This window comes from Rhizobium sp. R711 (assembly GCF_002211365.1).
Taxonomy (GTDB): domain Bacteria; phylum Pseudomonadota; class Alphaproteobacteria; order Rhizobiales; family Rhizobiaceae; genus Rhizobium.
The window spans coordinates 1-22,278 of sequence record NZ_LOKZ01000009.1 but is presented as its reverse complement, the minus strand read 5'-3'; the positions used below and the strand labels follow the sequence as shown (position 1 = coordinate 22,278).

Sequence of the window (22,278 nt, the reverse complement as noted above, 5' to 3'; positions counted from 1 at the left end):
GATACGTCAACTCAAGACAGAAACCGTTTTAAGCTTAAACCGGCATACAGAATGTACGGCAGCTTCCCGAGGGAATAGTGGCCACAATTTAGTTTCAGTACCTGCGGTCGGCCGCCGGCGTTCTTCAAACTGCCTAACAAGCTCTCCGATAGCTCTGGCATCACGACCGTGTCTCTCCTGGCGAGCACCATCTGGATATCGAGATCCGGCCGAGCCAAACGATGCGTGTAGTTTTCGAGATTGAGGGGAGCCCATGCTCGCCTGAAATCAGCCAGCTCGATCTCTCGCTCGAGGCTGCTGCGGATAGTTCGTGTGGCGCGACCAGTCCAAACCATATCCGCAAGGCTTCCACCTGGCAGAAACAGCGAGGCCTTCGAAACGTCCAGATCATGGGCCGCAATCAATCCTGCGACCCAAGATCCGAGGCTCATGCCGAGGACGGAGATTTCTCGGTAGCCTTCGCCCTTCAGCCAGCGGATGAGTTTTCTTCCATCACACACTGCCTGCTTCACGGCTTGGATCGTTCGACCAAGGTTGGCGCTCAGCATGTAATCCGCGTGCAATGAGCCGGGACGGCTACGCTCGAAATGATAAGGCATTGCGATCTCGACGACTGTGATGCCGCGCCGTGACAAAAAGCCGGCAATTTGAGCGTTTCGAGCCCGTGCGTTCCAATGGTGAAAGATCACCAGTGCCTTGTCGAGGGATCCACTTTTGGTGATTTTCGCCCAGACAATGTTGTTCTCTGCGACATCGGTGGAAATGTCCGATGCGAATTTAATCCAATGCTCGCTCACGTCGAAACATTGATCGCCGCCATTTGGCTCATCAAAAAATTTATGGTCAGCCGACGCTTCATCCGCTCGCGCAAAAAATTCGCGGATGCTGTCGATTTTCTCACCTGGAAAGGCACGGTCGGCATCCAGAATGAAACTCGTCGCCTCCTTCCCGTCTTCACCGCGTCGCGCCCGCTGTTCATCCCACCGATCAAGCCACCTAAGATACAATTTGCTTGCTTCCTACTTCATTGGATCGCCGGCTGCCGAGGCCAGGATCAATCAGGCTGCACACCGCGACGACCACACCGATAGTCAAAACGATTGAGAATCCCACGAACGCGTCAACCAGCAAGTAAGTGACAAACAGCAATGTCACGATCGCCGCCATCGTCCAGAGAGGTTTATGAAATCGCGTGCCTATACCTCGCAGGCAGATCGAACCGTAGACAAAGACGACGATGGTCGAAAGTGCAACAAGCAGGCTGCTGTAATGGGTAGGCATCCGATAGTGGAACCCATTGCTGGCACTGTCACGACCAGCCAGCGCTGAGGACAAATCCCCGGCCAACCAGTCGAGGATGTTTTTGCCGTTCGATGTCAGATAGGAGCTTTGAGCCTTCATGCACAACGCGACCAGAAGGCCTAGAATTGTGCAACGAAATATCCCACGCATTAATCTTAAGCAAAGCTCATGTACTTCGCCTTGAGACCCACCTTGCCGAAGGACCGTTGCGTCCAGGCCAATTCTTCTGAGATCGTGGATCATCGTGTGGAGCAAAATGAGCCCGGCAAAAAATAGGTAAAAGCAGAGGCACATATAGAGGTAAGCGAGGGCAGTGAACGCGATCGACACCGGGACCGAAATGACCTCCGGTCGCACAATTGCCAGCGTGCCCCAGCTTGTCGCGTAGTCTGCTCCGCCTTCCAGCAATGGGATCAGGCAAACGCCAATCCATTGGAAAACACCGGCGAACAACACACAGATCAAGAACACTGCCCAATATGAAAAGGAGGACGCGTCCACATTACGTGCCCAGTCATCGCCACTTGTCGTCGTGTCGCTCCACATCGACAGCTTCACGCGTCCCTCCCCTGTCCAAAAGGCGAGCAGTTGGGCGACGAGTGCGAAAAACAGCGGCAAGAGCACCATGAAGAGGAGGGTCCAATTCGGCGCCCAGAGAAATCCAACCTCTTTCACAACGTTATCCGCGCGGAGGTAAACGGCGCTGTGGATCCCCAAAATGTAGGACAGAAAGCCAAGAGCGGAGGCGCCTGCAAACACCACCGCGGGCAAGTTCAGCGGCGAGCCGCCGCTAAAAAGCGTCTCCGATCTTCGCGCTAAACTGATGCGCTGTTTCTTCCGATCGGCATCGGGTTCTGGTTCGGTGTCGGGTTTTGGCTCGACCGATGACGAGAGTTCGTCGTCAATTTTGGGGTCAGGCAACAAATCTGGACGTTCTGGCGCACGGCCGTCCGCCTTTTTCGCCTCCCGTCTCTTGGCTTGAAGCCGCGCCTGAGCGGCACTTAGCTCGACCTGCCATGCGGCCGTGGCTTCCGGATCATCACATCCGAAAACCCTCGCAAGCCAACGAATATTCGCCGCGCTAATTCCCCGGTCGTTTTCCTGAAACCAAAGCTGAACTGTCCTCAGATCAACCCCAGCGCGGTTCGAATCGATCTGTGAGATAGCCTCGGCAAGTAGCTCTGGCGTCCATGGTCCAGCTGGAAATCCGTCTTCACCGAGTGCTCTGCCTGCGCCCGCCGCGGCCAGTTTCTTGAACAATTCCTTCCAGTCACTGCCGTCATTCGGCGGTGGCAGAAATAATTTCCCGTTCTGAAACAATCGATTACCAGTTCTGATTTCGTTTCGTTTCGCTGCACTTCATATTACATCGTGCCAAATCACTCAATCACCCATTATCGAATTCAGGTTGGATAAAGTTCGCACAAACGCATAGCGAGTGGTCGACATGCGGAAGTAGATGAATCAACCTCAGGCTGAGTGGCGTGCGCACGTTGCGCTCGTCAACGTTGGCAGAAGAGGTCGGGCAGGAGCCGGTCCACGTTCCGCTGCTGTCGCCAAGAGCCGCTCCGGGACGGGAGGAGCGGCACCGAATGAAGGGGATTTGGATGGACCAACTAGTCGCGGGGCTTTTAGAAATCAGCGCTGTCGCGCATGACGATGCAACGCTGAAGGCCGCCCTGGCGGATTTGGCAGAACGGTTCGAATTCTCCGGCTACGATTATGCCAAAATGCTGCCGGGCGACTTTTACGTGATATCGAACCTTCATCCCGATTGGCTGAAACGAAGCCGAAAGTTGGACCTGGACCGACGAAATCCGATTATGAAGCGCGCCCAACAATCACGCCGCGCCTTTATCTGGTCTGGTACCCCACGAAAAGGAACGCAGCCGGAGGAAGACCAGGCTTTCTATGAAACTGCGGCGCGGTTCGGGATCCGTTCAGGCATCACCATTCCAATTGCGATTTCCAGTGGCGCCATCTCAGTCCTCAGCTTCGTCTCTCCAAAGTCCGTTCTGACTGCGCAGGACGAAATCGATCCGATCTCCGCATCCTCTGCGGTTGGGCAGCTACATGCTCGCATTGAGCAGCTAAAGGTAACGCCTTCAATCCAGGAACCGTTTTACCTCTCTCCAAAGGAGGGAACCTACACGCGGTGGCTTTCACTCGGCAAAACGGTGGAAGACACGGCTGAGATCGAGCATGTCAAATATAATACCGTCCGCATTGCGCTCGCCGAGGCACGACGGCGCTATGACCTTTGCAACAACACGCAGCTCGTGGCTCTGGCAATTCGGCGTGGCCTGATTTGATCAGACTTTCGGCGTTCGACCCAGAATGTTGAGAAGTGTTGTGAGCGCAGACATCTGCGCATGCATTTCGATCGTTGCCTCCAGATAGGCTAGGTGAGCGTCACTAGGCTCTTTCTCGTCGCCTCGGTCTCCTGCATGGGCGACTTGGAACATTCTTTCGGCGCGGTCGACAAGCGTGCGATGTTTCTTGATCGCGCCAACCGTCAGGATTTCGATGACTTGCTCGGACTCGTTAGAGAGCAATCCGACAATCGGCCGCAGGTCGATGTCTTTGGAAGTGTCGTTTCTCTCGTAGCCCATAAGTTCTCCCAACGCCTACGCACAGCCTGCTGTGTACGCTAACAGGTTTGCTCGTGTGAGAATCGAGCAAAACAGTGCGTACGGCCTTGAGAGTTATTTTAGCGATTGGTTCGGGACGCATCCACTGCAGTTTTGCAGCAATTTTTATTTGATCGACGGAGCCGGTTTCTTTCGCCTGCACTTCACCCAACATGGGGGGAACAATTCTTGCTCCGACCCCAGTTCTGCCGGTTCTCGTGGAAGTGATTTGCCGCGAACGGCCTTTCTTATAGCGGATTTAGCCGTTTGCTAGCTCTTGAACACGTTCGAACCGGCGGCCATCTAGTTTGGTTAGGCTCAACACGTTGGGCCCAACACGCTGAATATCCATGATAAAAGACGCCATCATAGATATGGAGGTCCGCAATGGCATCGCCCAGGCCCTCACGCGACGATGCCAATTCCCGACACGCCCATGGCGCGCGGACGCCCTATTCTTCCCTGAACGCCCGAGCCACCTGGTCCGTCAGCGGCTTTGCAAGATAGGCCAGCGCTGTCCGCTCGCCTGTCTGAACGAATGCCTCCACCGGCATCCCGGCGAGAGGTGTGAGATTGCCCAGCCGTGCCCATTCTTCTGCGGGAACTGAAACGCGCAGGCTGTAATAGCTTTGCGGCGACAGCTTGAGCTCCGGCGTCAGGAGGTCGTTATCCGGGACGATCTGCATGATAGGCGGAGCCGGTCCCGGGTATATAGCCGTAAGTCACAACGATACGTTCGCTCATTGAAAATCACCCTCCGTCTTCTTGACATGAATGACGGGCGAATCGCCCGGTATTTCCATGATCCGCAGATCAATCCAAAACGTTGCTACAAGCGTCTCGCTAGCAAATCTGAAGGATTCGGACGTTTCTCCTTTTCGGGAATAGAGGAAGTATTTCGAATGGCGCGCAGACTCGCGAACAACCTCCACGTCGCATTTGCCGGTTGGAACCTTTTCTCTTAGGAAGTCGGTTCGGTGTTCGACATTTGGGGACTGCGACGACATCAGGAGATCGATCGTCGCGACAAAGTCTTTCATTTCGTTCGCGCAACGCCTCGACGCGACGTCTTGAGCGACCGCTTCTTGAGCCCAGCCCACCGCGAGCTGCATGCTCAAGCCAGCAAAAGCGGCAAACAAGTATTTCACTATGAGAACACAACTTATCAATAGTTTCCCGACCGTGAAAGTACGAGCACTAAGGCCTGTCCGCAGACATCCAGAGCGGCAAAATAGCGGAACACGGAGCCGCCACTAATTTCCCTAGCAGGTGGACTCGAGGTTGGTCAGATCACACGCTTCGGCATGGAGATGATATTCTACGAGTCGGTTATTATCCGACTCTAATGCTGGAACGCACCGCAGAAGAACCAGTCAACAACAAACATCGGCGAGTATATTAAAGTCTGCGCGAACAACTCCCGCAAACTGCGTATTTCAATCATAGTATTCAACTAAAGGAATATTTAATATCGCGCAAGTAGAAATTTGTGCAATATATAAATTTATAATCGCAAGTCGCTGCGTGTCAGAAGAATACATCACCGCGTGCCGAAGCGGCGGTAAAAAACTGGATAAAACGTGAGCAACGTTACATATCTCGCACATTTGGCGACCTCTCTTACGCGAGCTTTGATGTTGATATTCTGTTGCGCCTTAGCGTGCCTGGGGGAACAGTTCTTGTTCTGACTCCAACATCGTACTCAAACCTCAATTGCCGTAAATACCCGGGAAAATGATGTCCTGGTCTACGAGCACATTGAACCTGTAACCTGGCCTGATCTTGATCGTCGGCTGGACATTGAGGTTTTTCGAGATTGTCTGCTCGGCGACCCTTCCAAAAGTTTCGGCAAAATTCCGACGCGCCGCGTCTGAGGCGGTGTCCTGCGTGGCAAGGGTTGAGCTCTCAGGCATCGACAGGTCTATCCCTGTCCCGATCAGCGCGACGAGCGCGGCCGAGCCGAAGGTCCGCAGATAATGGTTGTCGACCTTGTCGGTGAAGCCGCCATAGCCTTCCGAGTCGGTCCCGGCCATGCCGCCGATCTGAAGGGTTGAACCATTCGGGAAGATGATGTCGGTCCAGACGACGAGGACCCGGTTTTGGCCGAACGACACCTTGCTGTCGTAACGGCCAAGAAGCTTCGTGCCCTGCGGAACGAGCGTGTAGTGGCCGGTCGCACTGTCGTAAACGTTCTGGCTGATCTGGGCAGTGATGCGGCCTGGGAGGTCGGAATTGATACCTGTGATCAGTGTCGCGGGGATCACCGATCCACGCTTGAGTTCGTAACGTGACTGCTGAGGTACGACTTGGTTGGGCAGGTAGCCAAGATCCTTGATGTCTGCGTTGAAGAAATCTTCCTTGGACGCTTGGCCGTTCTGATCGCCCTGTCCCGCGACGCCCGCTCTCAATGCTGCGGCATACAGATCCTGCGTGCCGTTCCCTGCGCTGGTGGATTGCCGGGGTCCGGTAGCAGCAGCTGCCGGCACTTGTCCGGCGACATCGGTGATATCAACCTTCAGCGGCGAGTCGAAAGCCGCTCCTCTCGCCTGTAGGCTTGCCATGCGCTGGCGCTGCTGTTCGCGAAAAATCTGTTCCCGCTGCTCGCGAAGCATCCTGGCGTTCCACTCCTCGTCCGATTCCATGCGAGACCTGCCCGGCTCCCGTGGTTCGACCCTTGGTTCTGCCTCCGCCGGCCGGGCAGCTTCCTGCGGCTGCGGGACCGGAGTTGGCTGAAACATCGGCTGCTGTTCCTCTCGATCTCCGATGATCCCGTCTTTGACACCCCGCTTCAACTGATCGGCAAAGGTAGAGGCCGGAGTGCCAGATCCGCTATCGTTCGGGTCGTGTTGGCCAAACCTCAATCCACGTGAGGAGAGGCCGTAAACGAGAACGGCGAGGAACAGAACTAGGATCCCGAGGCCGACGTACAGAGGCATGCGATTGAGGCGCTTCATCCCCTTCTCGTCAGCAGTCTGATTGGACGTTCCCAGTTGTAGCGATTGGACCATGATCGTCTCCGCCTGTCAGTTTCGCTTCATAAGGGAAAGCGGGCTTGCTGGCGTCGCCACGCCGTTGTTAACCGAGTAAGCTCGGCCGAGCTCCATCGTGTCAGTCGAGAGCCTCGCCAACACCTGTCCGTCTACAGCGGCGATCGAATAGGCCAGCTCGAGCGGCTTCGCCGCATCCTTTTCGCCTGTGCTCTTGTCATCGGTGACAATGGCAAAGCCCCAGCCTTTCAACGCGGCCTCGAGTGCGACTGAGAATTCGGACGTGTCTTTCTGCAATTTAATCGGCGTGGAAGTCGATCCGGCCTGCTCGGCGAAACGTCCTGCCATGTCGCCAGCGATAGCGCCCGCGGCAGGTCCGGTAACGTCAGCGGGTGCAGCGCTGGTAGACAGCCCGTCGGTTGCCGTCTGGCATCCGGCTAGACCGAGGGCGAGGACAATGGGAATGAGGCGATGGAGCTGCATGGTTCACCCTCCCCGCCGGATCGTGATCTTCTGCTGTTTCCAGCCGACCCCGGAGATCAAGATCGCCTTGTCGATATTGTAGTCGACGATCATCAGGTCGTTCTTCATCCTATAATTCACGATGCGGTTCTGCCCGCCCGAAACCACGAAGAGAACTGGCGCGTCCTCGCCGGAGATCGCGCGCGGGAACTGGATGTAGGTCTTCTGCCCATCAGAATAGACCCGCTTCGGTCGCCATGGAGCGCGTCCGCTCAAGGAATAGGAAAAGGCAAGCTGTTCGGGAGCGACACCGCCCCCCGGCCCAGTCATGGACTGGATTCGGGCATTGATATCTGAGAGCTTTGTGGCGGCATCCTCGGGATATTCGAATCCGACCCGGGCCATGTATTGTGTGGGATGAGATTTCAGCTGGATATGGTACGTGCGGCGTGAGGTCGTCACCACCATCGACGTGACAAGCCCCGGCTCGGCCGGCTTGACGATCAGGTGGATCACCTGCCCGCCGGCGGCGCCAGACGTTGCCGGCTCGACCTTCCAGCGAACCGTATCGCCGACGAGGACGTCGCGGACGATTTCGCCGCCCTGTAGCTCGATGTCGCAGACCTGCAAGGGTGAGCAGACGACGGAGGGTTGCGTCTCACCAAAGAGGAAGATCACCTTGCCATCCGGGCCGCGGGTGACCAGTCCTGCCTGTCCGCGCCATTTGCCGGAAAGGTTTGTTGCCTTCGCCTCATTGATCGTCAGGCTTTGCGCGATGGCCATGGACGAGACCTTGGTCGAAACGGCAAGCGCCAGCATGCAGCAAAGAGCGACGCGTTTGTGTTTGATCCTCATTGCAGATCCTGCCCTCAAAGTTGCGCGGTCCAGTCGAAATCGGTCACATAGACGCCGATCGGATTGAGCCTGATTGTTGCTTCGTCTTGCGGAGACGTGATCGACACGGTCGCGATCCCGCGGAAGCGGCGGGTGGCGACCTCCTTGCCTTTCCGATCACGCTCGTACTCGGTCCAGTCGATCTGGTAGGTCTGGTTCGAAAGCGCGACGATGTTGTTCACCTCGATCGCCACTGTCGCGTTGACCGCCTTTTCGAACGGCGAGTTGCCGCGAAACCAGGCGTTGACCTTTTGCGTCGAAGCGTCACTCGTTCGCAGCAGGGCATAGGTGCGATCGATATATTGCTTCTGGACCACCGCATCCGGCGTGATCGAACGGAAGCTGGTCACGAAATTCCCAAGGGTCGCACGTACGACCCGCGTATCGGCGTATTCGATCTGCTGCGGGAAGCCGCCGGAAACCGTGTTGCCGAGTTTGTCGACCTCGACGATGTAAGGAACGAGCTTGACCTGCGTGCTGAGATAAAGCGCGTAGCTGACGCCGATAACGGCCAATCCTAGGCTCAGGATGCCAACGGCCCGCCAGGTGGAGGCGGCCTTGACGTAGGAGCCGTAACGTTCTGACCATTCCTGCCTTGCGGCAAGATACGGGTTCTCAGGTGCGGGATGCCCTGCCATGTGTGTGATCCTGTCCGTGAATTATTGTTTGTCCGGTCTTTCCGAAGGCGGCGCCGGAGTGGGCGGATTGCCCCTTGCCTGATCGAGCTTCGCGTTGGCCAGGCCAAGAAGGGAACCGGCGTAAGCGCCAGGTGATCCGATCGCCTTCTCCTTGGCGGCGGATCCCGCAGCCATGGCACCGGAGCTGATGCTCGCGCCCATGCCTCGAAGCACCGAGCCCGCCGCCGAGGACCCGCCGGCGCGCGCTGCCTGCGCGGCCGCAAAACCAGCACCAACAGCACCGGCGCCGAGGAAGGCGCCGCCCGCCGCGAATGAGGCCGCCTGGCCGCCGTGGCGGATTGTCTCCATGCCGCCGGAGACCGAAGCCCCCTGCACGACGCCTTGGATAATGTTCGGGACGTACATCGCGATGATGAAGACGACGACGGAGATGCCAGCAATCGCGAGTGTGGTGATGAACTGATCGCTTTCGGCTGTTGGCGCCTGCGCTAGGCCAAGCAGGACGTTTGAGCCGATCTTGGCGATCATGACCAAAGCCATCAGTTTCATTCCAACGCCGAAGGCATAGACGAGATAGCGAATCGCAAAATCTTTGGTGAAGGAGGAGCCGCCGAGACCGAGCATGATCATGCCTGCCAGTAGGCCGACATACATCTCGACCATGACCGAGACGAAGATTGCCGCAACGAGTGAGAAGCAGATGACGACGATGCCCATTGCAAGCACGGCGGCGATCGCAAGGGCATTGTCCTCGAAGACCCCAAACTTCGCCTGTTCTGAGATCTGAGATGCAACGCGAATGCCTGCGTCGAAGACTTCGGCCGGAGATGCAGAGCCGCCACCGGCGCCAATTTGAAACAGGCTATCGACGACCGCTTTGGCGAAAGTCGGACCCTGCGTGAGTGCAAAGGCGAAGAAGCCGATGAACATGATGCGCCGGACGAGCTCGGCAAACCAACTGTCCAGCGATGCTGCCTGGATCGCGAGCCACACGGCGGCGATGCCGACTTCGATGCCTGCGAGGATCCAGAACAGCGATTTCGCCGCATCCATGACGGTAGTTTCCCACCCTTTGGCGGCCGTCGAGACTTGGTTTTCCAATTCCGTCAGAACTTGGCCTTGCTGAGCGAGAGCGGGCGCCGCCAACGCGAGGAGGGCGATGCCCGCAGCCAGGATGATACTTCTGCGGCCGCGCTTCACCATTTCGGTCGCATCTCCTGTCCCTTCTCGATCGGCGGGAGCGGCTTGCTCGTGCCAAAGAACTTCTCGCGAGTTTCTCGTTGTTCTTCACTCATGTGCGGCGCGGCGGAACTCTCTCTGCGCACCAGAACGACTGTGGTGATGGTAGCAATCCCCGCGACCACGATGCAGACGGAGACGATCAATGTGGGGCGGGTCACCAGCGGGGCTCCATTTTCTGTCCGGAGGGAATGGATTGGACGTCGGCATTGAAGAACTTCTCGCGGCGCGCCTGTGCGAGGTCCTTGTCCGTCTGTTCGCTCTGCAGCCAGGTTCCCATCATTGTTGTCTGCTGGGAGACAATGCCGCGAAGCTTCTGCATCTGGGCGACCTGCTGAGCGGCGATCTGGTGGCCGACCTGCAGCGCTTTCATCTGCCCGTCCGCCGACTGCGACATTGATCGAAGCTGGCCCATAGTCTCCTCTTCGCTGTCGAACTGGTCAGCGGTGAGGCTTGCGGCCTTGAGGGTGCTGGAAATCGTGTCCCGGTTCGTGTTCGACCACGTCTGATAGGTGGACGAAAAGCTCTCGGCGTTGGGCAGGTTTGTCTTCAGGTCCGAATAGCTTTTGAAGCGTTGCTCCAGTAGATCGTCGGCATTGCCCATGGAGAAAGCGATGCCTTGACCCTGATTGACGACATCACGGAGCTGGTTCAGATCGCCTTCGACCTGGCCCCAGATGTGGTTCGGAAGCTGGGCCGTATTCTGCAGCATGTTTTGGTAGATATTGAGCTGGTTCTGGATCTGCTCGGCAAGCTGCGTGATCTGTTTGATCTGATTGTTGATCTGTTCGGTCGATTGACCAACGAGATGGATAAGCTCGCCATTGTTGAGCATCTGAGTCATCTCGGTCGCGCCGGTAACCGCGCCTCCCGCGTAGGAGACGTTGGGAGTTGCAGAAAGGCCGGCGACGACCAACGCGGTCATCAACGATTTGCCGAGTTCTGAGAATCGGATTGCTTCACTCATAGCGGTTGATCCCCCTTTCGATGAGCCATTGACCCGGCCACTCGCGGCCGTGGGTCGACGAGAGCGCCCTGATGCGGGCTAGATCGGCCTTGCCAGAGGCGCCGACAAAGGAAAGTGTGACCGCGCCAAGCGACATGTCGAAAAGCCGCCGGCCATCGGGCGACGTCACGTAGTATTCGCGTTTGGGAATGGCGTTCGCGACAATCTCGATCTGCCGCTCGTTGAAGCCGATCCGCTCATAGAATTCGCGGGTGCCGGTTTCCCGGGCGGCACCATTCGGAAGGCAAATCTTGGTTGGGCAAGATTCCTTCAGAACGTCGATGATGCCCGAGCGCTCAGCATCGGAGATTGACTGCGTCGCAAGGATGACGGCGCAGTTCGCTTTGCGAAGCACCTTGAGCCACTCCCGGATCTTGTCGCGGAATACAGGATGGCCGAGCATCAGCCATGCCTCGTCCAGAACGATGAGGCTTGGCGACCCATCGAGCCGCTTCTCAATCCGCCGGAAGAGATAGGTCAGAACGGGGACCAGATTGCGCTCGCCCATATTCATCAGCTGCTCGATCTCGAAGCACTGGAAGCGCCCAAGCGTCAGGCCATCTTCTTCCGCATCGAGGAGCTGACCCATCGGGCCATCGACCGTGTAGTGATGGAGAGCATCCTTGATCTCGCGCATCTGGACGCCACTGACGAAATCAGACAGTGAACGGCCGGGCGCTGAGGCCATCAATCCGATTTGCCTCGAAATCGCGTTTCGATGATCTGGCGCAATAGTCACGCCTTGGAGCGAAACGAGGGTCTCGATCCACTCGGAGGCCCAGGCCCGATCAGCGTCAGTCGAAAGCTCTGACAAAGGGCAAAAGGCAAGCTTGGCCCCCTTCCCGCCCTCGCCGCCGATCTCATAGTGGTCACCACCGACGCCAAGCGTCAGCGGCAGCATCGAATTTCCCTTGTCGAAGGCGAAAATCTGCGCTTTTTCGTACCGGCAGAACTGCGCGGCGATCAGCGCGAGAAGGGTCGACTTGCCGGAGCCGGTTGGCCCGAAAATCAATGTATGGCCGACATCGTCGACATGCAGGTTCAATCGGAAAGGGGTCGAGCCGGACGCGACCTGCATGAGCGGCGGTGCATCGGGTGGGTAGAACGGGCATGGGGCGGACGGCTGACCTGACCAGACAGAGTTCAACGGAACTAGGTCTGCCAGATTGCGCGTGTTGATAAGCGGTTCGCGGATGTTGCAGTACCAGTTGCCCGGCAGGCTGCCGAGAAAGGCATCGGTCGCATTCAGCGTCTCGATGCGGGCCCCGAAGCCTTCCGCCTGGATGAGGCGACGAACCGCCTCCGCCTTCTCCTGCAGCGCCGAGCGGCTTTCATCGAAGAGAATGATAACAGGGGTGTAGTAGCCGTAGGCCACCAACTGCGAGGAGGCTTCAGCGATCGCATCCTCAGTCTCGGCGACCATGGCCATCGCATCCTGATCGACAGAGCGGGATTGCGTTTGGAATAACTGATCGAAAAACGGCCGCACCTTCTGTTGCCACTTCTTGCGGGTCCGCTCCAGTCGCTGCTTGGCTTCCTCTGCGTCGAGGAAAATGAAGCGTGATGACCAGCGATAGGTCAGTGGCATCAGCTTCAAGCTGTTCAAAATGCCCGGCCAACTCTCGGCCGGAAGCCCATCGATCGCGATCACGCCGAGAAACCGGCCCTCGACCCGCGGCGTCAGTCCATGTTCAAGCTCCGCCGTCGCGAGCCAGTCCAGGTACATGGGAATTTCTGGCAGGCGGACGGGATGGTTCTCGCCGGTTATGGCAAACCGAATGAACTGGAAAAGCTCGTCGTAGCGCGCAACGCGACTACCTTCGCGCTCGGAAACCTCTCGGGTCTGCATGCGCTGCACGGACAGGACATTGCCGAGGTACTGCTCTATCTCCCGGATTGAGCGCCGGAACGCGTCGAGAGCGGTATCAGCGTATTTCGCAGAGCGGCTTTCCGTATCCGAGTAGATATAGCGAGTGAAGCCGGATCGGCGTCGCTCCGGCGGCCGATAGGTTAGGATGAGTGCGTGCCGGCTTTCAAAGTGCCCTCGTTCCTGACCGAAGTGCCGCCGGCGTTCATCGTCAATCAGCCGAGTGACAGTGTCGGGAAAATAGCTGCGTTCAGCAGATGGGTATTCCGTCGTCGGCACGCGCACGGCCTCGACCTGGATCATCCAGCCGGTACCCAGTCGCGAGAGGATCGAGTTGATCTGACGGGAGAGCTCGTTGCGCTCGAAATCTGTTGCGCTTTCGGAATCCGGGCCAGCAAAATACCAGCCCGCCATCAGACTACCGTCCTTCAGCAGAAGGATGCCGTTATCGACAAGGCCCGCATAGGGAACCAGGTCAGCGAATGATGGACCGGTCGATCGAAATGTTCGTAAAGCGACCATCGACAACTCCTCAGTATCGACGCCAAGGCGCGGAGGTCGGAAGGTAATGCGTTCGATACCGCATATGGCGGGCATAGACTTTGCGCATCATCGGGTCAGACTTAGCCATCATGCGGAGCGCGCCGACGACAACGATCCAGATTGCCACGCCGAACAGGGCCGAATAGACGGTCAGCACAACGAAGATCAGGATGATCGCCGCGAGCCCGGTCAGTAGCACGAGCTCTCGATCCGCCCCCAGCAAAAGGTTTGGCCGCGACAGAGCACGGTGGATGCGGTTGCGATGGAGCGCGGCGCCTGGGTCAGCCATCACGCCCCTCCCCTTCCCCCGTCCGAATTGTATTCGGGACCGCGGCTTGGCCGACAACGACCGAGCCGCCGATCGAAGCACCGGTCGAGCCGAAGAGACCGACGATCGTCGTTGCGCCAAGCAGGATCCCCGCGACGAGCACCACGTACACCAAACGCCGTGCGAAATCGTTGAGCTCGCCGCCGAAGATCAGCATGCCGCCGGCAATCGCGACCGCAGCCAATGCGATGTATCCGGCGACCGGTCCCGTGATCGATTGCTGGATCTGCTCAAGGGGACCCTCCCAAGGTAGGCTTCCGCCGCCTGAACCTGCAAGCGCTGGCCCGGCAAGCGAGGCGCAAAGCAATGCGCCGATAATTCCCAAACGAAAAAAGCGATTATGCTGCATGACTGTCCTCATCGATCTGCGGATAGTGTTCTGTCTGATAGCGCGAGCCATTGAACCCCTCGACATGGAGGACCTCCCTCACCCGGCGGCCTCGCCCGGCGCGTTCGATCGAGATAACGAGATCGACCGCTTCGCCGATCACGGCTTGCATTGGCTGCTGGCTGGCTTCCGACGTCAGTTGCTCCAGGCGTCGAAGCGCCGACATGGCGGTGTTGGAATGGATCGTCGTGACACCGCCGGGATGTCCCGTGTTCCAGGCTTTCAAGAGGGTCAGTGCGGCGCCGTCACGAACCTCGCCAACGATGATCCGGTCAGGACGCAGGCGCATCGTGCTCTTGAGAAGGCGGGCCATGTCGATCGCGTCGCTCGTGTGGAGGCAGACGGCATTCTCCGCGGCGCATTGGATCTCGGACGTATCCTCGAGGATCACCATCCTGTCTTCCGGCGAGGCCGAAACGATTTCTGCGATGACCGCGTTTGCGAGCGTCGTCTTGCCTGAGCCCGTCCCGCCCGCGATGACAATGTTCAGCCGGTCGGTTATGGCGCTGCGGATGATGGAAGGCTGCGCTTCCGTCATGATTTTCGCGGTCACATAGTCGTCGAGGGGAATAAGCCGTGAAGCGCGCCGGCGGATCGTAAAGGTCGGCGAATTGACGACGGGAGGCAAAAGACCTTCGAAGCGATGGCCGCCAATAGGCAGCTCACCGGAGATGATTGGTCGTTCTCCGTCGGCTTCGGACTGGAGAGCGTGTGCCACCGATCCGATAACAGTCTCGGCCGCGGTCGCCTGCATTTCGCCGGCTGGCGCGACGCCGTGACCCAGGCGTTCGATGAAAAGTTTGCCGTCCGGATTGAGCATGATCTCGACGACCATCGGGTCTTCAAGGGCAATGCAAAGATGTTCGCCAAGTGCGTCCTGCAGTTTGCGGACAAGGCGGGAGTGCGACTGAAGCATGGGAAAGCTCGTCTCCTCGTTTTGAGTGCGAGAGGAGACAGACCTCGGTGGCCGCGCGAAGTCTATGTGCAATATTGCACCTCGCGAGTCGCGGCCGATTCCGTCAATTTCGACCCGAATCAAGAGCCGGGCAGATTTCTTGTCAGCAAGTCAGGTGCTTGACTCACAAGAAATGGGAACCGGCGAGTGCAACCGTATTCGGGCTAACCAACGGGATTTTCAGGCTTATCAGGCGATTAAGAGGGAATAGGCAGTGTCGACTTAAGACTCTGTTAACTATTAAGTTCTTGCAAGAATCGCGGTATTCCGCAATCGTCACGCTGAAAACACCGAAACCGTAATTTATCCGTGATGGAAGTTTTGAGCGTGAGCAAGCCGCTGAGATCTACAAGGGTAGTCCCGCAGAAAACCGTTGACGAGACGATCGGCGCCCATGCCTCGTTGATCAGCTCGCAACTGCAGTCGATCAGCGAAGCGATTTTCCCGCCGACCGCAAGCAAGACACTTCGCCGTTTCACATCTGGCGAGGCGGCCAAGCTTATCAGTGTATCCGATTCGACCTTGAGAAAAATGAGCCTAGCGGGCGATGGCCCGCAGCCTGAGCTGACCAGCAATGGCCGCAGGCTCTATTCCCTCGGCCAGATCAACGAGCTGCGCGAGCGGCTCGCCTCGACCTCCCGTGGTCGTAATTCTCACGACTTTCTGCCGCGACGTGGTCCAGACGATCATTTGCAAGTCGTTGCCGTTACCAACTTCAAGGGAGGATCTGGCAAGACCACCACCTCGGTCCACCTGTCCCAATATCTTGCTCTTCAGGGATACCGCGTCCTTGCGCTCGATCTTGACCCGCAGGCAAGTCTTTCAGCCCTGCTAGGGATATTGCCGGAAACCCATGTCGGACATAACGAGACGCTCTATGCAGCCATCCGATATGACGAGGACCGCCGCCCACTCAAGGATGTGATCCGCCAGACCTATTTCGACGGCCTGGATCTCGTCCCGGGTAATTTGGAACTCATGGAGTTCGAGCATACGACGCCGCGTGCGCTCACCGGCGCGAGTAAATCCGAACAGGAAATCTTCTTCCTTCGGATCGCAAGCGCTCTCGGCGAAGTCGCCGATGATTATGACGTCGTCGTCATCGACTGCCCGCCGCAGCTTGGTTACCTCACGCTCAGTGGATTGTGTGCGGCGACGTCCATGGTGGTGACGGTCCATCCGCAGATGCTCGATGTCGCATCGATGAGCCAGTTCCTGCTGATGACTCATGACCTCCTGGCGGTCGTGCGCGAGGCTGGCGGTGAGCTGCGCTATGACTTCATCAAATATCTGCTGACGCGGTTCGAGCCGCAGGATGCGCCGCAGACCAAGGTCGCGGCTCTGTTGCGAAATCTATTTGACGATAGCGTCATGACCAATCCGATGCTGAAGTCGGCTGCCGTCTCCGATGCCGGCCTCACCAAGCAGACACTCTATGAGATCGGACGCGAAAACCTGACGCGATCGACTTACGATCGCGCCATGGAGTCGCTCGACGCCGTCAATCTCGAAATCGAAAACGAAATTCGAGCTGCGTGGGGTCGCAAGAAAAGATGAGCGCCCTCCCCTTCCAAGCGCCAAAGTTGGGAGCTCCCAATTCCATGTTCTATTCACCTTTGACCGCGGGCGTTTCGATCGCGCGCGGATGGTTTTCGGGATTGATCATGGCTTTGCAGGACGGAGTGAACGCCCCTGCCCCAAGTTTGTTGGGAGCTCCCAACTTTAGAGATGGCGGCGCGACTTTGCGTCTGTCCAATCATTATGGGAGTGGCCGATGAGCCGGAAGGACACCGTCAATTCACTCTTCATGCGGAAGGCCGAACCGACCGTAGCAAGCCCTGCAGTCAGCAAAAGCCCCGAGCGGGTTCGCACCGGTGCCATCTCGGCGATGGGAACGTCGCTTCAGGAGATGAGCGAGGGCGCGCGCTCTGCCGCCCGTCTCCAGGAGCAACTCGCCTCTGGGAACGTCGTCATCGAGATTGAGCCTTCCGCGATTTCCGATTCATCAGTCGGTGATCGAATTCCGATCGACGTCGATCCCGGTTTCGACGAACTGGTTTCGAGTATTCAGCAATACGGCCAGCAGGTCCCGGTTCTGGTCCGTCCGCAGGCCGATCATGCCGGTCGCTATGAAATCGCCTATGGCCGTCGCCGTCTGCGTGCTGCCGCGAAACTGTCGCTGAAAGTTCGGGCCGTCGTCCAAGCGCTGAGCGACGAAGACCTCGTCATTGCGCAGGGCAAGGAAAACCTCGACCGGCAGGACCTCTCCTTCATCGAGAAGGCACTCTTCGCCCTGCGGCTGGAAGATGCCGGCTACAAGCGCGAAACAATCATTGCCGCGCTCTCCACCGACAAGTCAGATCTCAGCCGCTACATCGCCGTTGCTCGCTCGCTGCCTTCGGAGATTATCCAGGCAATCGGCCCGGCTCCGAAGGCCGGCCGCTCGCGTTGGATGGCTCTGGCCGACACTTTGCCATCCTCACGCAAGAAGCTGGACAGTGCGATTGGTGAGCCCAAATTCGCGACGCTCCCGTCTGATGAGCGGTTTGCAAAGGCGCTCGCTGCTGCGGTCCCGCAGAAGAAGAAGGCGGCGTCAGGTGAGCAGTGGAAGAATGCAAAGGGTCAGAAGGCAGCAAAGATCGAGCGTCTCGGAAAGACCACGCGCCTTACGTTCGATGAACGCGTGGTTCCTGAATTTGCGGCGTTCGTGACCACACGCCTTGAAGAACTCCATGCCGAGTTTGAAAAAACACGGAATGGCTAACCGGCACGACAGTGCCAGATGATTTGATACGGAGAAGACAGGAACCCAAGCAAAGAAAAAGGCCCCCAGATGTCCATCCGGAAGCCCATTTCTCTCGTTTAGCACCTAGAGAATCGCACTTCCCGGAATCACTGTCAAGAGTCGATGGACGCCATCTCGGCGGGACGATGATCTTTGCCTTCTTGAAAGGTGAATGACATGCGGACGGAAAGTGTGACGACGCCATTTGGGCGGCGGCCGATGACGCTTGCCTCGGTGAAACGCCAGCTCGTTTCGGCGGACATCAAGCCCGGCAAGACGGCAGAAAAGTGGAAGGTCTTTCGCGACGCCTCAGAGGCGAGGGCGTTGCTCGGCATTCAGGACCGTGCGCTCGCCGTGCTCGATGCGTTGCTGACCTTCTATCCCGAAAGCGAACTCTCGCAGGACAAGGCCATGATCGTGTTTCCGTCGAACGCGCAGTTGAGTGTCCGGGCTCACGGGATCACTGGAACGACGTTACGCAGGCATCTGGCGGCGCTCGTCGAGGCCGGACTGATCTCACGCAAGGACAGCGCCAATGGAAAGCGCTACGCGCGCAAAGACAGGCAAGGGGGCATCGAGGACGCCTATGGCTTCGACCTGGCTCCGCTCTTGGCGCGCGCTGAAGAGCTCGCGCTCATGGCTCAGGACGTAGCCGATCGCCGCGCGCATTTCCGGCGCGTGAAGGAAACTCTGTCGATCTGCCGTCGCGACGTCCGCAAGCTCATCTCCGCGGCGATCGAAGAAAGCGCACCAGGCGACTGGGTAGCAGTCGAGGCTATCTATATCGCCCTCGTCAGCCGGATTCCGCGCACGCCGGCGGTCGCCGACTTGGAAGCGATCCTCGACGAAATGCAGCTTCTTCAGTCAGAGGTCCTCAATCGTCTGGATTTTCATGAAAAATCCAAAAAAACGGACACCAATGACGTCCGTTTTGAACGCCACATACAGAATTCAAATACCGAATCCATCAATGAACTTGAACCTAGCTCTGGAAAAGAGCAGGGGGCGAGGCCGAGTGAAACCGGCGGGCGCCAGTGCGAGCCGCTGAAGGCCTTCCCGTTGGGATTGGTCTTGAAGGCATGCCCCGAAGTTGGAAACTATGGCCCCGGTGGCGCGGTTGGGAGCTGGCGCGATCTGATGGCGGCTGCCGTCGTGGTTCGATCCATGCTGGGTGTCAGCCCGTCGGCCTACCAGGATGCCTGCGAAGCCATGGGGCCTGAAAATGCGGCGGTCGCGGTGGCCTGCATGCTGGAGCGGGCAGGCCACATCAACTCGGCCGGCGGCTACCTTCGTGATCTAACGAAACGGGCAGTGTGTGGCGAGTTTTCGCTTGGGTCGATGTTGATGGCGCTATTGAGGGCGGGCGATGGGCAGAAACGTCGTGTGAGTTAGCCAATCAACGCGCTGCGATATCTGGCAGGTAGTGATGTAGAAGGTCCGGGGGTCTTTGGTGAAGGCTCCTCGGCAAGGTCGAAGCGATCACTCTTTGCCGCAAAGTGGCCGACTGTCGATGTCGGCTATCGCGCAAAGCTGACTTGGAAAATTGTATTGATCTTCCTCATTATTCAGGCACCGGTCGCCGATAAGAGGAACTTCCCGATTAATCGTGAGGTGAGACAGTGAAGTTCGCGCGAGCGCTGGTGCTAATTCTAGCGGGGTCTGCGGTGCTATGGGGGTTCACCACGGCGATGAATACTCTTGATGGTCTCAAGGACCCTGGCCGCCTCGCTTTTATCCTGAACCTTCCTTCGCTTCCTCCGTCTGTCCGTGATGTAGATTGCTCATCGGATGCCATTACCGATGTCATCATCTCCTGTGCCTTCGCAATCAACCCAAAGGACTTTGAACAACTTCTGGCTGGTTGGGAGCTCGATGAGCCTGCATCTGGAACAGGCAGCTACTTGGATTATCCAAATCTCGGGCGCGAGTTCGACATCGGAGTTCGGTATCGTGTTCAACCACCAAGCTTCGAGCGCGGTGGTGTTGTTGAGCTTTTGAGCAACGCTGACAAAACGCGTGCTGTCGCGAGCAGATACGAAGAATAAGCGTGCAAGGCCAAAATCGGCGCGAAGGCGGAGGGCCGGAGTCGGCCCTTTGTACGTCGAAATTTTTAGTGATTTCCTTACCGTTTAGAAATTGCGCTGTGGTATGAACTGCAACCAAAGCGCGGCGACAGGGTTAATAACTAGAGAGAACGGTCTTGAGGGCGATTACACTTCTGGCATCAGCAGCCGGAATTTACTTGATATCGCTTTCCGCGGTGGCGGAGCAGAAGCGGCAATCGACCTACGATGATAGGCCGATGGCATGCGCAGTGTTTTATCGAGCCTTAGCGAAGGCCTACAAGGACACGGGGGACGAAGCAATTTCCGATCGATACATGGCCAAATTCAAGACCTTATATGAGCAGGGCGTTGCCAATGTTCTCGCTGCAGGCGGCACAAGGGAGCAAGCCCGTAAGGCCACCCAGAACTTCGCCAATATCATTGATGAAATGGCTACTTCAAAGCCCGAAGCGGCGCGTTCGTTAGTAGTGATGTGCAAGCGCGAATATCCTTGACCACGCTTTCAATATGGAAAGAGGGCCCTTGAAAGGGGTGCGGATATGGTATTGCGTCGAAGCATTATTCTGTTAACAGCCCTCGTGGCGGCGCCGACGATGTGCTTAGCTTATGAGCTGTACGCGTCCGATTTTCATGAGGCGCTGCTAAACGCTCCGATGGGCAGCATCCGAAAAGTGGGCACTTTGACGGCGTCGGATTTCGAGGCGGTATGTATCCTCCACCCATATCAGGATCGACTGAACACAAACGTTGACCTTGCCGCGAGGGTAAATACTCATCTCGCGAAGGTCGAATATTCCTCCGATGAGGGACACTTCGCTTTTGTTTTCGTCAGAAAGCAAAGCATCGAGATAGAAAAGATCAAGCGATCACAAGAACTGGATTTCTTCGGCAATCGAAAGCTGCCGACGGCAATTTCTGATTCTGTGCCTCACAATTTTTCCCTAGAGGATTGTGTTAGAGGGCCCTCCGCTGCCATCATCAAGATAAAGTTCGATGACCGGGCCTATTTCCTGTTCGGTCGGGCACCTTAACTACAGCAATGTGCACGATGACCGCATCTGGCGCAAAGCGGACCAGATGGTTTGTCGCCTAGTTCCGAAGCAACCCGAACCGAACCGCTTCATCGATGAGCGCTTTGACGGACGAAGGCTGCCATTTTCGGCCACCGCGGACCGGGCGCTCGCCCATCTGTTCGAGCTGGCCGGCAATGTCGCGCAGAGACAGCGTCGGATCTGCAATGGCGATCGCTGCGACGAGCTTCATATGGTGATCCTCCGGCGGCCGCCGCGGTGATCGCGCCAGGAGCCCAGGGTCAGCGAGCTTTTCTCGAACCATCCGATGAACGGCGCGGCGAAGTCGCTCGACGGTCCAGTCATGGCCCTTGCGGTTGAGGACGCGCACAACGTTGTCCCAGCTGTGCTTCGGCCGGAGCTGCTTGACGGTTGGAAGCCACGTCTGCGCTGATGTGATCAGCTCATCAAGGTAGACTTGGTTCCGGGCTGCGGCTGCGGCCTTGATTGCTTCAGGGCGCCGCTCGCGCAGTCCCGGGTTTCCCGCGACACGGCCCCGGGCCTTGGCCGCCCTCATGCCTGATTTTGTCCTCTCAGCAATCAAGGCACGCTCGAGCTGGGCAACGGCCCCGAGGACCTGCAGCGAGAACATGCCCTGCGGCGTCGACGTGTCGATTGGGTCGCGGAGCGAGCGGAAATGGACGCCACGTTGTTCGAGATCCTCGATCACATTAAGCAGGTGACTGACGGATCGCGCTAGCCTGTCCAATCGCACCACGACAAGGACGTCGCCGGCTGACAGCTCACCCAGCATTCGCGCGAGCACAGGCCGGGCTCGCGACGCACCGGATCCGTGTTCTTGGTGGATGCGATCACAGCCGGCTGCACGGAGTTCCGCGACTTGGGCATCGTTGAACTGCTCGTCAGTTGAGACGCGTGCATAACCGATTAGCCGGCGGGCTGGGGGAGGGGCGGCGCCTTCTCGGTTTCTGGCCATGAAATTCTCGATTGAACCGCGCGTCTTTGTTCAGATAATGAATGCAGTGATAAACGGTCAGTTGCAAGCGTGTTTTAGGCACCGAATAGCGGCCCGTTGGACTCGAAATGGCATCGCGGACGAGCAATGGAGCATCCGCAGTGGCAAACGCGCGTCAGTGGGCTTCTGTGGCGGAAAATCC

Annotated in this window: 23 protein-coding genes and 2 pseudogenes; 8 read left to right on the top strand and 17 right to left on the bottom strand. The window is 57.7% G+C overall.

All coding sequences use genetic code 11. From position 1 onward, the window contains the following. Positions 1 to 11: 11 nt before the first annotated feature. Positions 12 to 1,007, bottom strand: coding sequence for a dienelactone hydrolase-related enzyme (locus tag ATY80_RS12015; RefSeq protein ID WP_088692653.1), 996 nt, complete (start codon positions 1,005 to 1,007; stop codon positions 12 to 14). Next, positions 997 to 2,622: a hypothetical protein gene (locus ATY80_RS12010; RefSeq protein WP_088692652.1), complete on the bottom strand. Its 1,626-nt coding sequence runs from the start codon at positions 2,620 to 2,622 to the stop codon at positions 997 to 999. Before ATY80_RS12010 ends, ATY80_RS12015 begins: the two co-directional genes overlap by 11 nt. 287 nt (positions 2,623 to 2,909) lie before the next feature. Here ATY80_RS12010 and ATY80_RS12005 point away from each other — a divergent pair, with 287 nt between their 5' ends. Further along, positions 2,910 to 3,614, top strand: coding sequence for an autoinducer binding domain-containing protein (locus ATY80_RS12005; protein WP_088692721.1), 705 nt, complete (start codon positions 2,910 to 2,912; stop codon positions 3,612 to 3,614). On the opposite strand, the gene ATY80_RS12000 is transcribed toward ATY80_RS12005, so the two are convergent. The 14 genes and pseudogenes from ATY80_RS12000 to trbB form a co-directional block, all read right to left on the bottom strand. After that, positions 3,615 to 3,914, bottom strand: a complete 300-nt coding sequence (locus tag ATY80_RS12000; RefSeq protein WP_088692651.1) for a transcriptional repressor TraM — start codon at positions 3,912 to 3,914, stop codon at positions 3,615 to 3,617. A gap of 470 nt (positions 3,915 to 4,384) precedes the next feature. Then, positions 4,385 to 4,633 (bottom strand): annotated as a pseudogene (locus ATY80_RS11995) (HlyD family type I secretion periplasmic adaptor subunit); the annotation flags it as partial. Positions 4,634 to 4,672: 39 nt separating this feature from the next. After that, the gene (locus tag ATY80_RS11990; protein WP_088692650.1) at positions 4,673 to 5,071 is read right to left on the bottom strand and encodes a hypothetical protein; all 399 of its coding nucleotides are present in this window, start codon (positions 5,069 to 5,071) and stop codon (positions 4,673 to 4,675) included. 570 nt (positions 5,072 to 5,641) lie between these two features. Further along, complete coding sequence (gene trbI, locus ATY80_RS11985; protein WP_088692649.1) at positions 5,642 to 6,940, bottom strand: IncP-type conjugal transfer protein TrbI; 1,299 nt, start codon at positions 6,938 to 6,940, stop codon at positions 5,642 to 5,644. A 15-nt stretch (positions 6,941 to 6,955) separates the two neighbouring features. Continuing rightward, complete coding sequence (trbH, locus tag ATY80_RS11980) at positions 6,956 to 7,402, bottom strand: conjugal transfer protein TrbH (RefSeq protein WP_088692648.1); 447 nt, start codon at positions 7,400 to 7,402, stop codon at positions 6,956 to 6,958. Positions 7,403 to 7,405: 3 nt separating this feature from the next. Then, entirely contained in the window at positions 7,406 to 8,236 is an 831-nt protein-coding gene (trbG, locus tag ATY80_RS11975; RefSeq protein ID WP_088692647.1) for a P-type conjugative transfer protein TrbG, read from the bottom strand. 14 nt (positions 8,237 to 8,250) lie between these two features. Next, a complete protein-coding gene (locus ATY80_RS11970) occupies positions 8,251 to 8,913 on the bottom strand; it encodes a conjugal transfer protein TrbF (RefSeq protein WP_088692646.1) in 663 nt (220 codons plus the stop codon). Positions 8,914 to 8,934: 21 nt separating this feature from the next. Beyond that, positions 8,935 to 10,116 (bottom strand): P-type conjugative transfer protein TrbL, encoded by a 1,182-nt coding sequence (gene trbL / locus ATY80_RS11965; RefSeq protein ID WP_088692645.1) that lies wholly within the window; start codon positions 10,114 to 10,116, stop codon positions 8,935 to 8,937. Next, entirely contained in the window at positions 10,110 to 10,313 is a 204-nt protein-coding gene (gene trbK / locus ATY80_RS11960; RefSeq protein ID WP_088692644.1) for an entry exclusion protein TrbK, read from the bottom strand. The genes trbL and trbK overlap by 7 nt, the downstream gene beginning before the upstream one ends. Beyond that, positions 10,310 to 11,119, bottom strand: a complete 810-nt coding sequence (trbJ, locus tag ATY80_RS11955) for a P-type conjugative transfer protein TrbJ (RefSeq protein ID WP_088692643.1) — start codon at positions 11,117 to 11,119, stop codon at positions 10,310 to 10,312. Before trbJ ends, trbK begins: the two co-directional genes overlap by 4 nt. Next, a complete protein-coding gene (locus tag ATY80_RS11950; protein ID WP_088692642.1) occupies positions 11,112 to 13,547 on the bottom strand; it encodes a conjugal transfer protein TrbE in 2,436 nt (811 codons plus the stop codon). The genes trbJ and ATY80_RS11950 overlap by 8 nt, the downstream gene beginning before the upstream one ends. A 10-nt stretch (positions 13,548 to 13,557) precedes the next feature. Further along, entirely contained in the window at positions 13,558 to 13,857 is a 300-nt protein-coding gene (locus tag ATY80_RS11945) for a conjugal transfer protein TrbD (RefSeq protein WP_088692641.1), read from the bottom strand. Then, the gene (locus tag ATY80_RS11940; protein WP_088692640.1) at positions 13,850 to 14,245 is read right to left on the bottom strand and encodes a TrbC/VirB2 family protein; all 396 of its coding nucleotides are present in this window, start codon (positions 14,243 to 14,245) and stop codon (positions 13,850 to 13,852) included. The genes ATY80_RS11945 and ATY80_RS11940 overlap by 8 nt, the downstream gene beginning before the upstream one ends. Further along, positions 14,235 to 15,200, bottom strand: coding sequence for a P-type conjugative transfer ATPase TrbB (gene trbB, locus ATY80_RS11935; protein WP_088692639.1), 966 nt, complete (start codon positions 15,198 to 15,200; stop codon positions 14,235 to 14,237). The genes ATY80_RS11940 and trbB overlap by 11 nt, the downstream gene beginning before the upstream one ends. A 351-nt stretch (positions 15,201 to 15,551) precedes the next feature. Here trbB and repA point away from each other — a divergent pair, with 351 nt between their 5' ends. From repA to ATY80_RS11905, 6 genes are all read left to right on the top strand, one after another. Further along, positions 15,552 to 16,796, top strand: a complete 1,245-nt coding sequence (gene repA / locus ATY80_RS11930; RefSeq protein WP_088692638.1) for a plasmid partitioning protein RepA — start codon at positions 15,552 to 15,554, stop codon at positions 16,794 to 16,796. A 217-nt stretch (positions 16,797 to 17,013) separates the two neighbouring features. Then, positions 17,014 to 18,003 (top strand): plasmid partitioning protein RepB, encoded by a 990-nt coding sequence (gene repB, locus ATY80_RS11925; protein WP_088692637.1) that lies wholly within the window; start codon positions 17,014 to 17,016, stop codon positions 18,001 to 18,003. A gap of 198 nt (positions 18,004 to 18,201) precedes the next feature. Beyond that, entirely contained in the window at positions 18,202 to 19,416 is a 1,215-nt protein-coding gene (repC, locus tag ATY80_RS11920; protein ID WP_088692636.1) for a plasmid replication protein RepC, read from the top strand. A 296-nt stretch (positions 19,417 to 19,712) separates the two neighbouring features. After that, a complete protein-coding gene (locus ATY80_RS11915; protein WP_088692635.1) occupies positions 19,713 to 20,069 on the top strand; it encodes a hypothetical protein in 357 nt (118 codons plus the stop codon). Positions 20,070 to 20,224: 155 nt separating this feature from the next. Next, positions 20,225 to 20,584, top strand: a complete 360-nt coding sequence (locus ATY80_RS11910) for a hypothetical protein (protein WP_141105555.1) — start codon at positions 20,225 to 20,227, stop codon at positions 20,582 to 20,584. Between the two features lie 45 nt (positions 20,585 to 20,629). Next, entirely contained in the window at positions 20,630 to 21,121 is a 492-nt protein-coding gene (locus ATY80_RS11905; protein ID WP_088692633.1) for a hypothetical protein, read from the top strand. 58 nt (positions 21,122 to 21,179) lie between these two features. Here ATY80_RS11905 and ATY80_RS11900 read toward each other — a convergent pair whose 3' ends face one another. Then, positions 21,180 to 22,097, bottom strand: a complete 918-nt coding sequence (locus ATY80_RS11900) for a recombinase family protein (protein WP_088692632.1) — start codon at positions 22,095 to 22,097, stop codon at positions 21,180 to 21,182. On the opposite strand from ATY80_RS11900, the pseudogene ATY80_RS29220 reads away from it, so the two are divergent. Beyond that, positions 22,096 to 22,278: pseudogene (locus tag ATY80_RS29220) on the top strand (hypothetical protein); the annotation flags it as partial. The gene ATY80_RS11900 and the pseudogene ATY80_RS29220 overlap by 2 nt on opposite strands.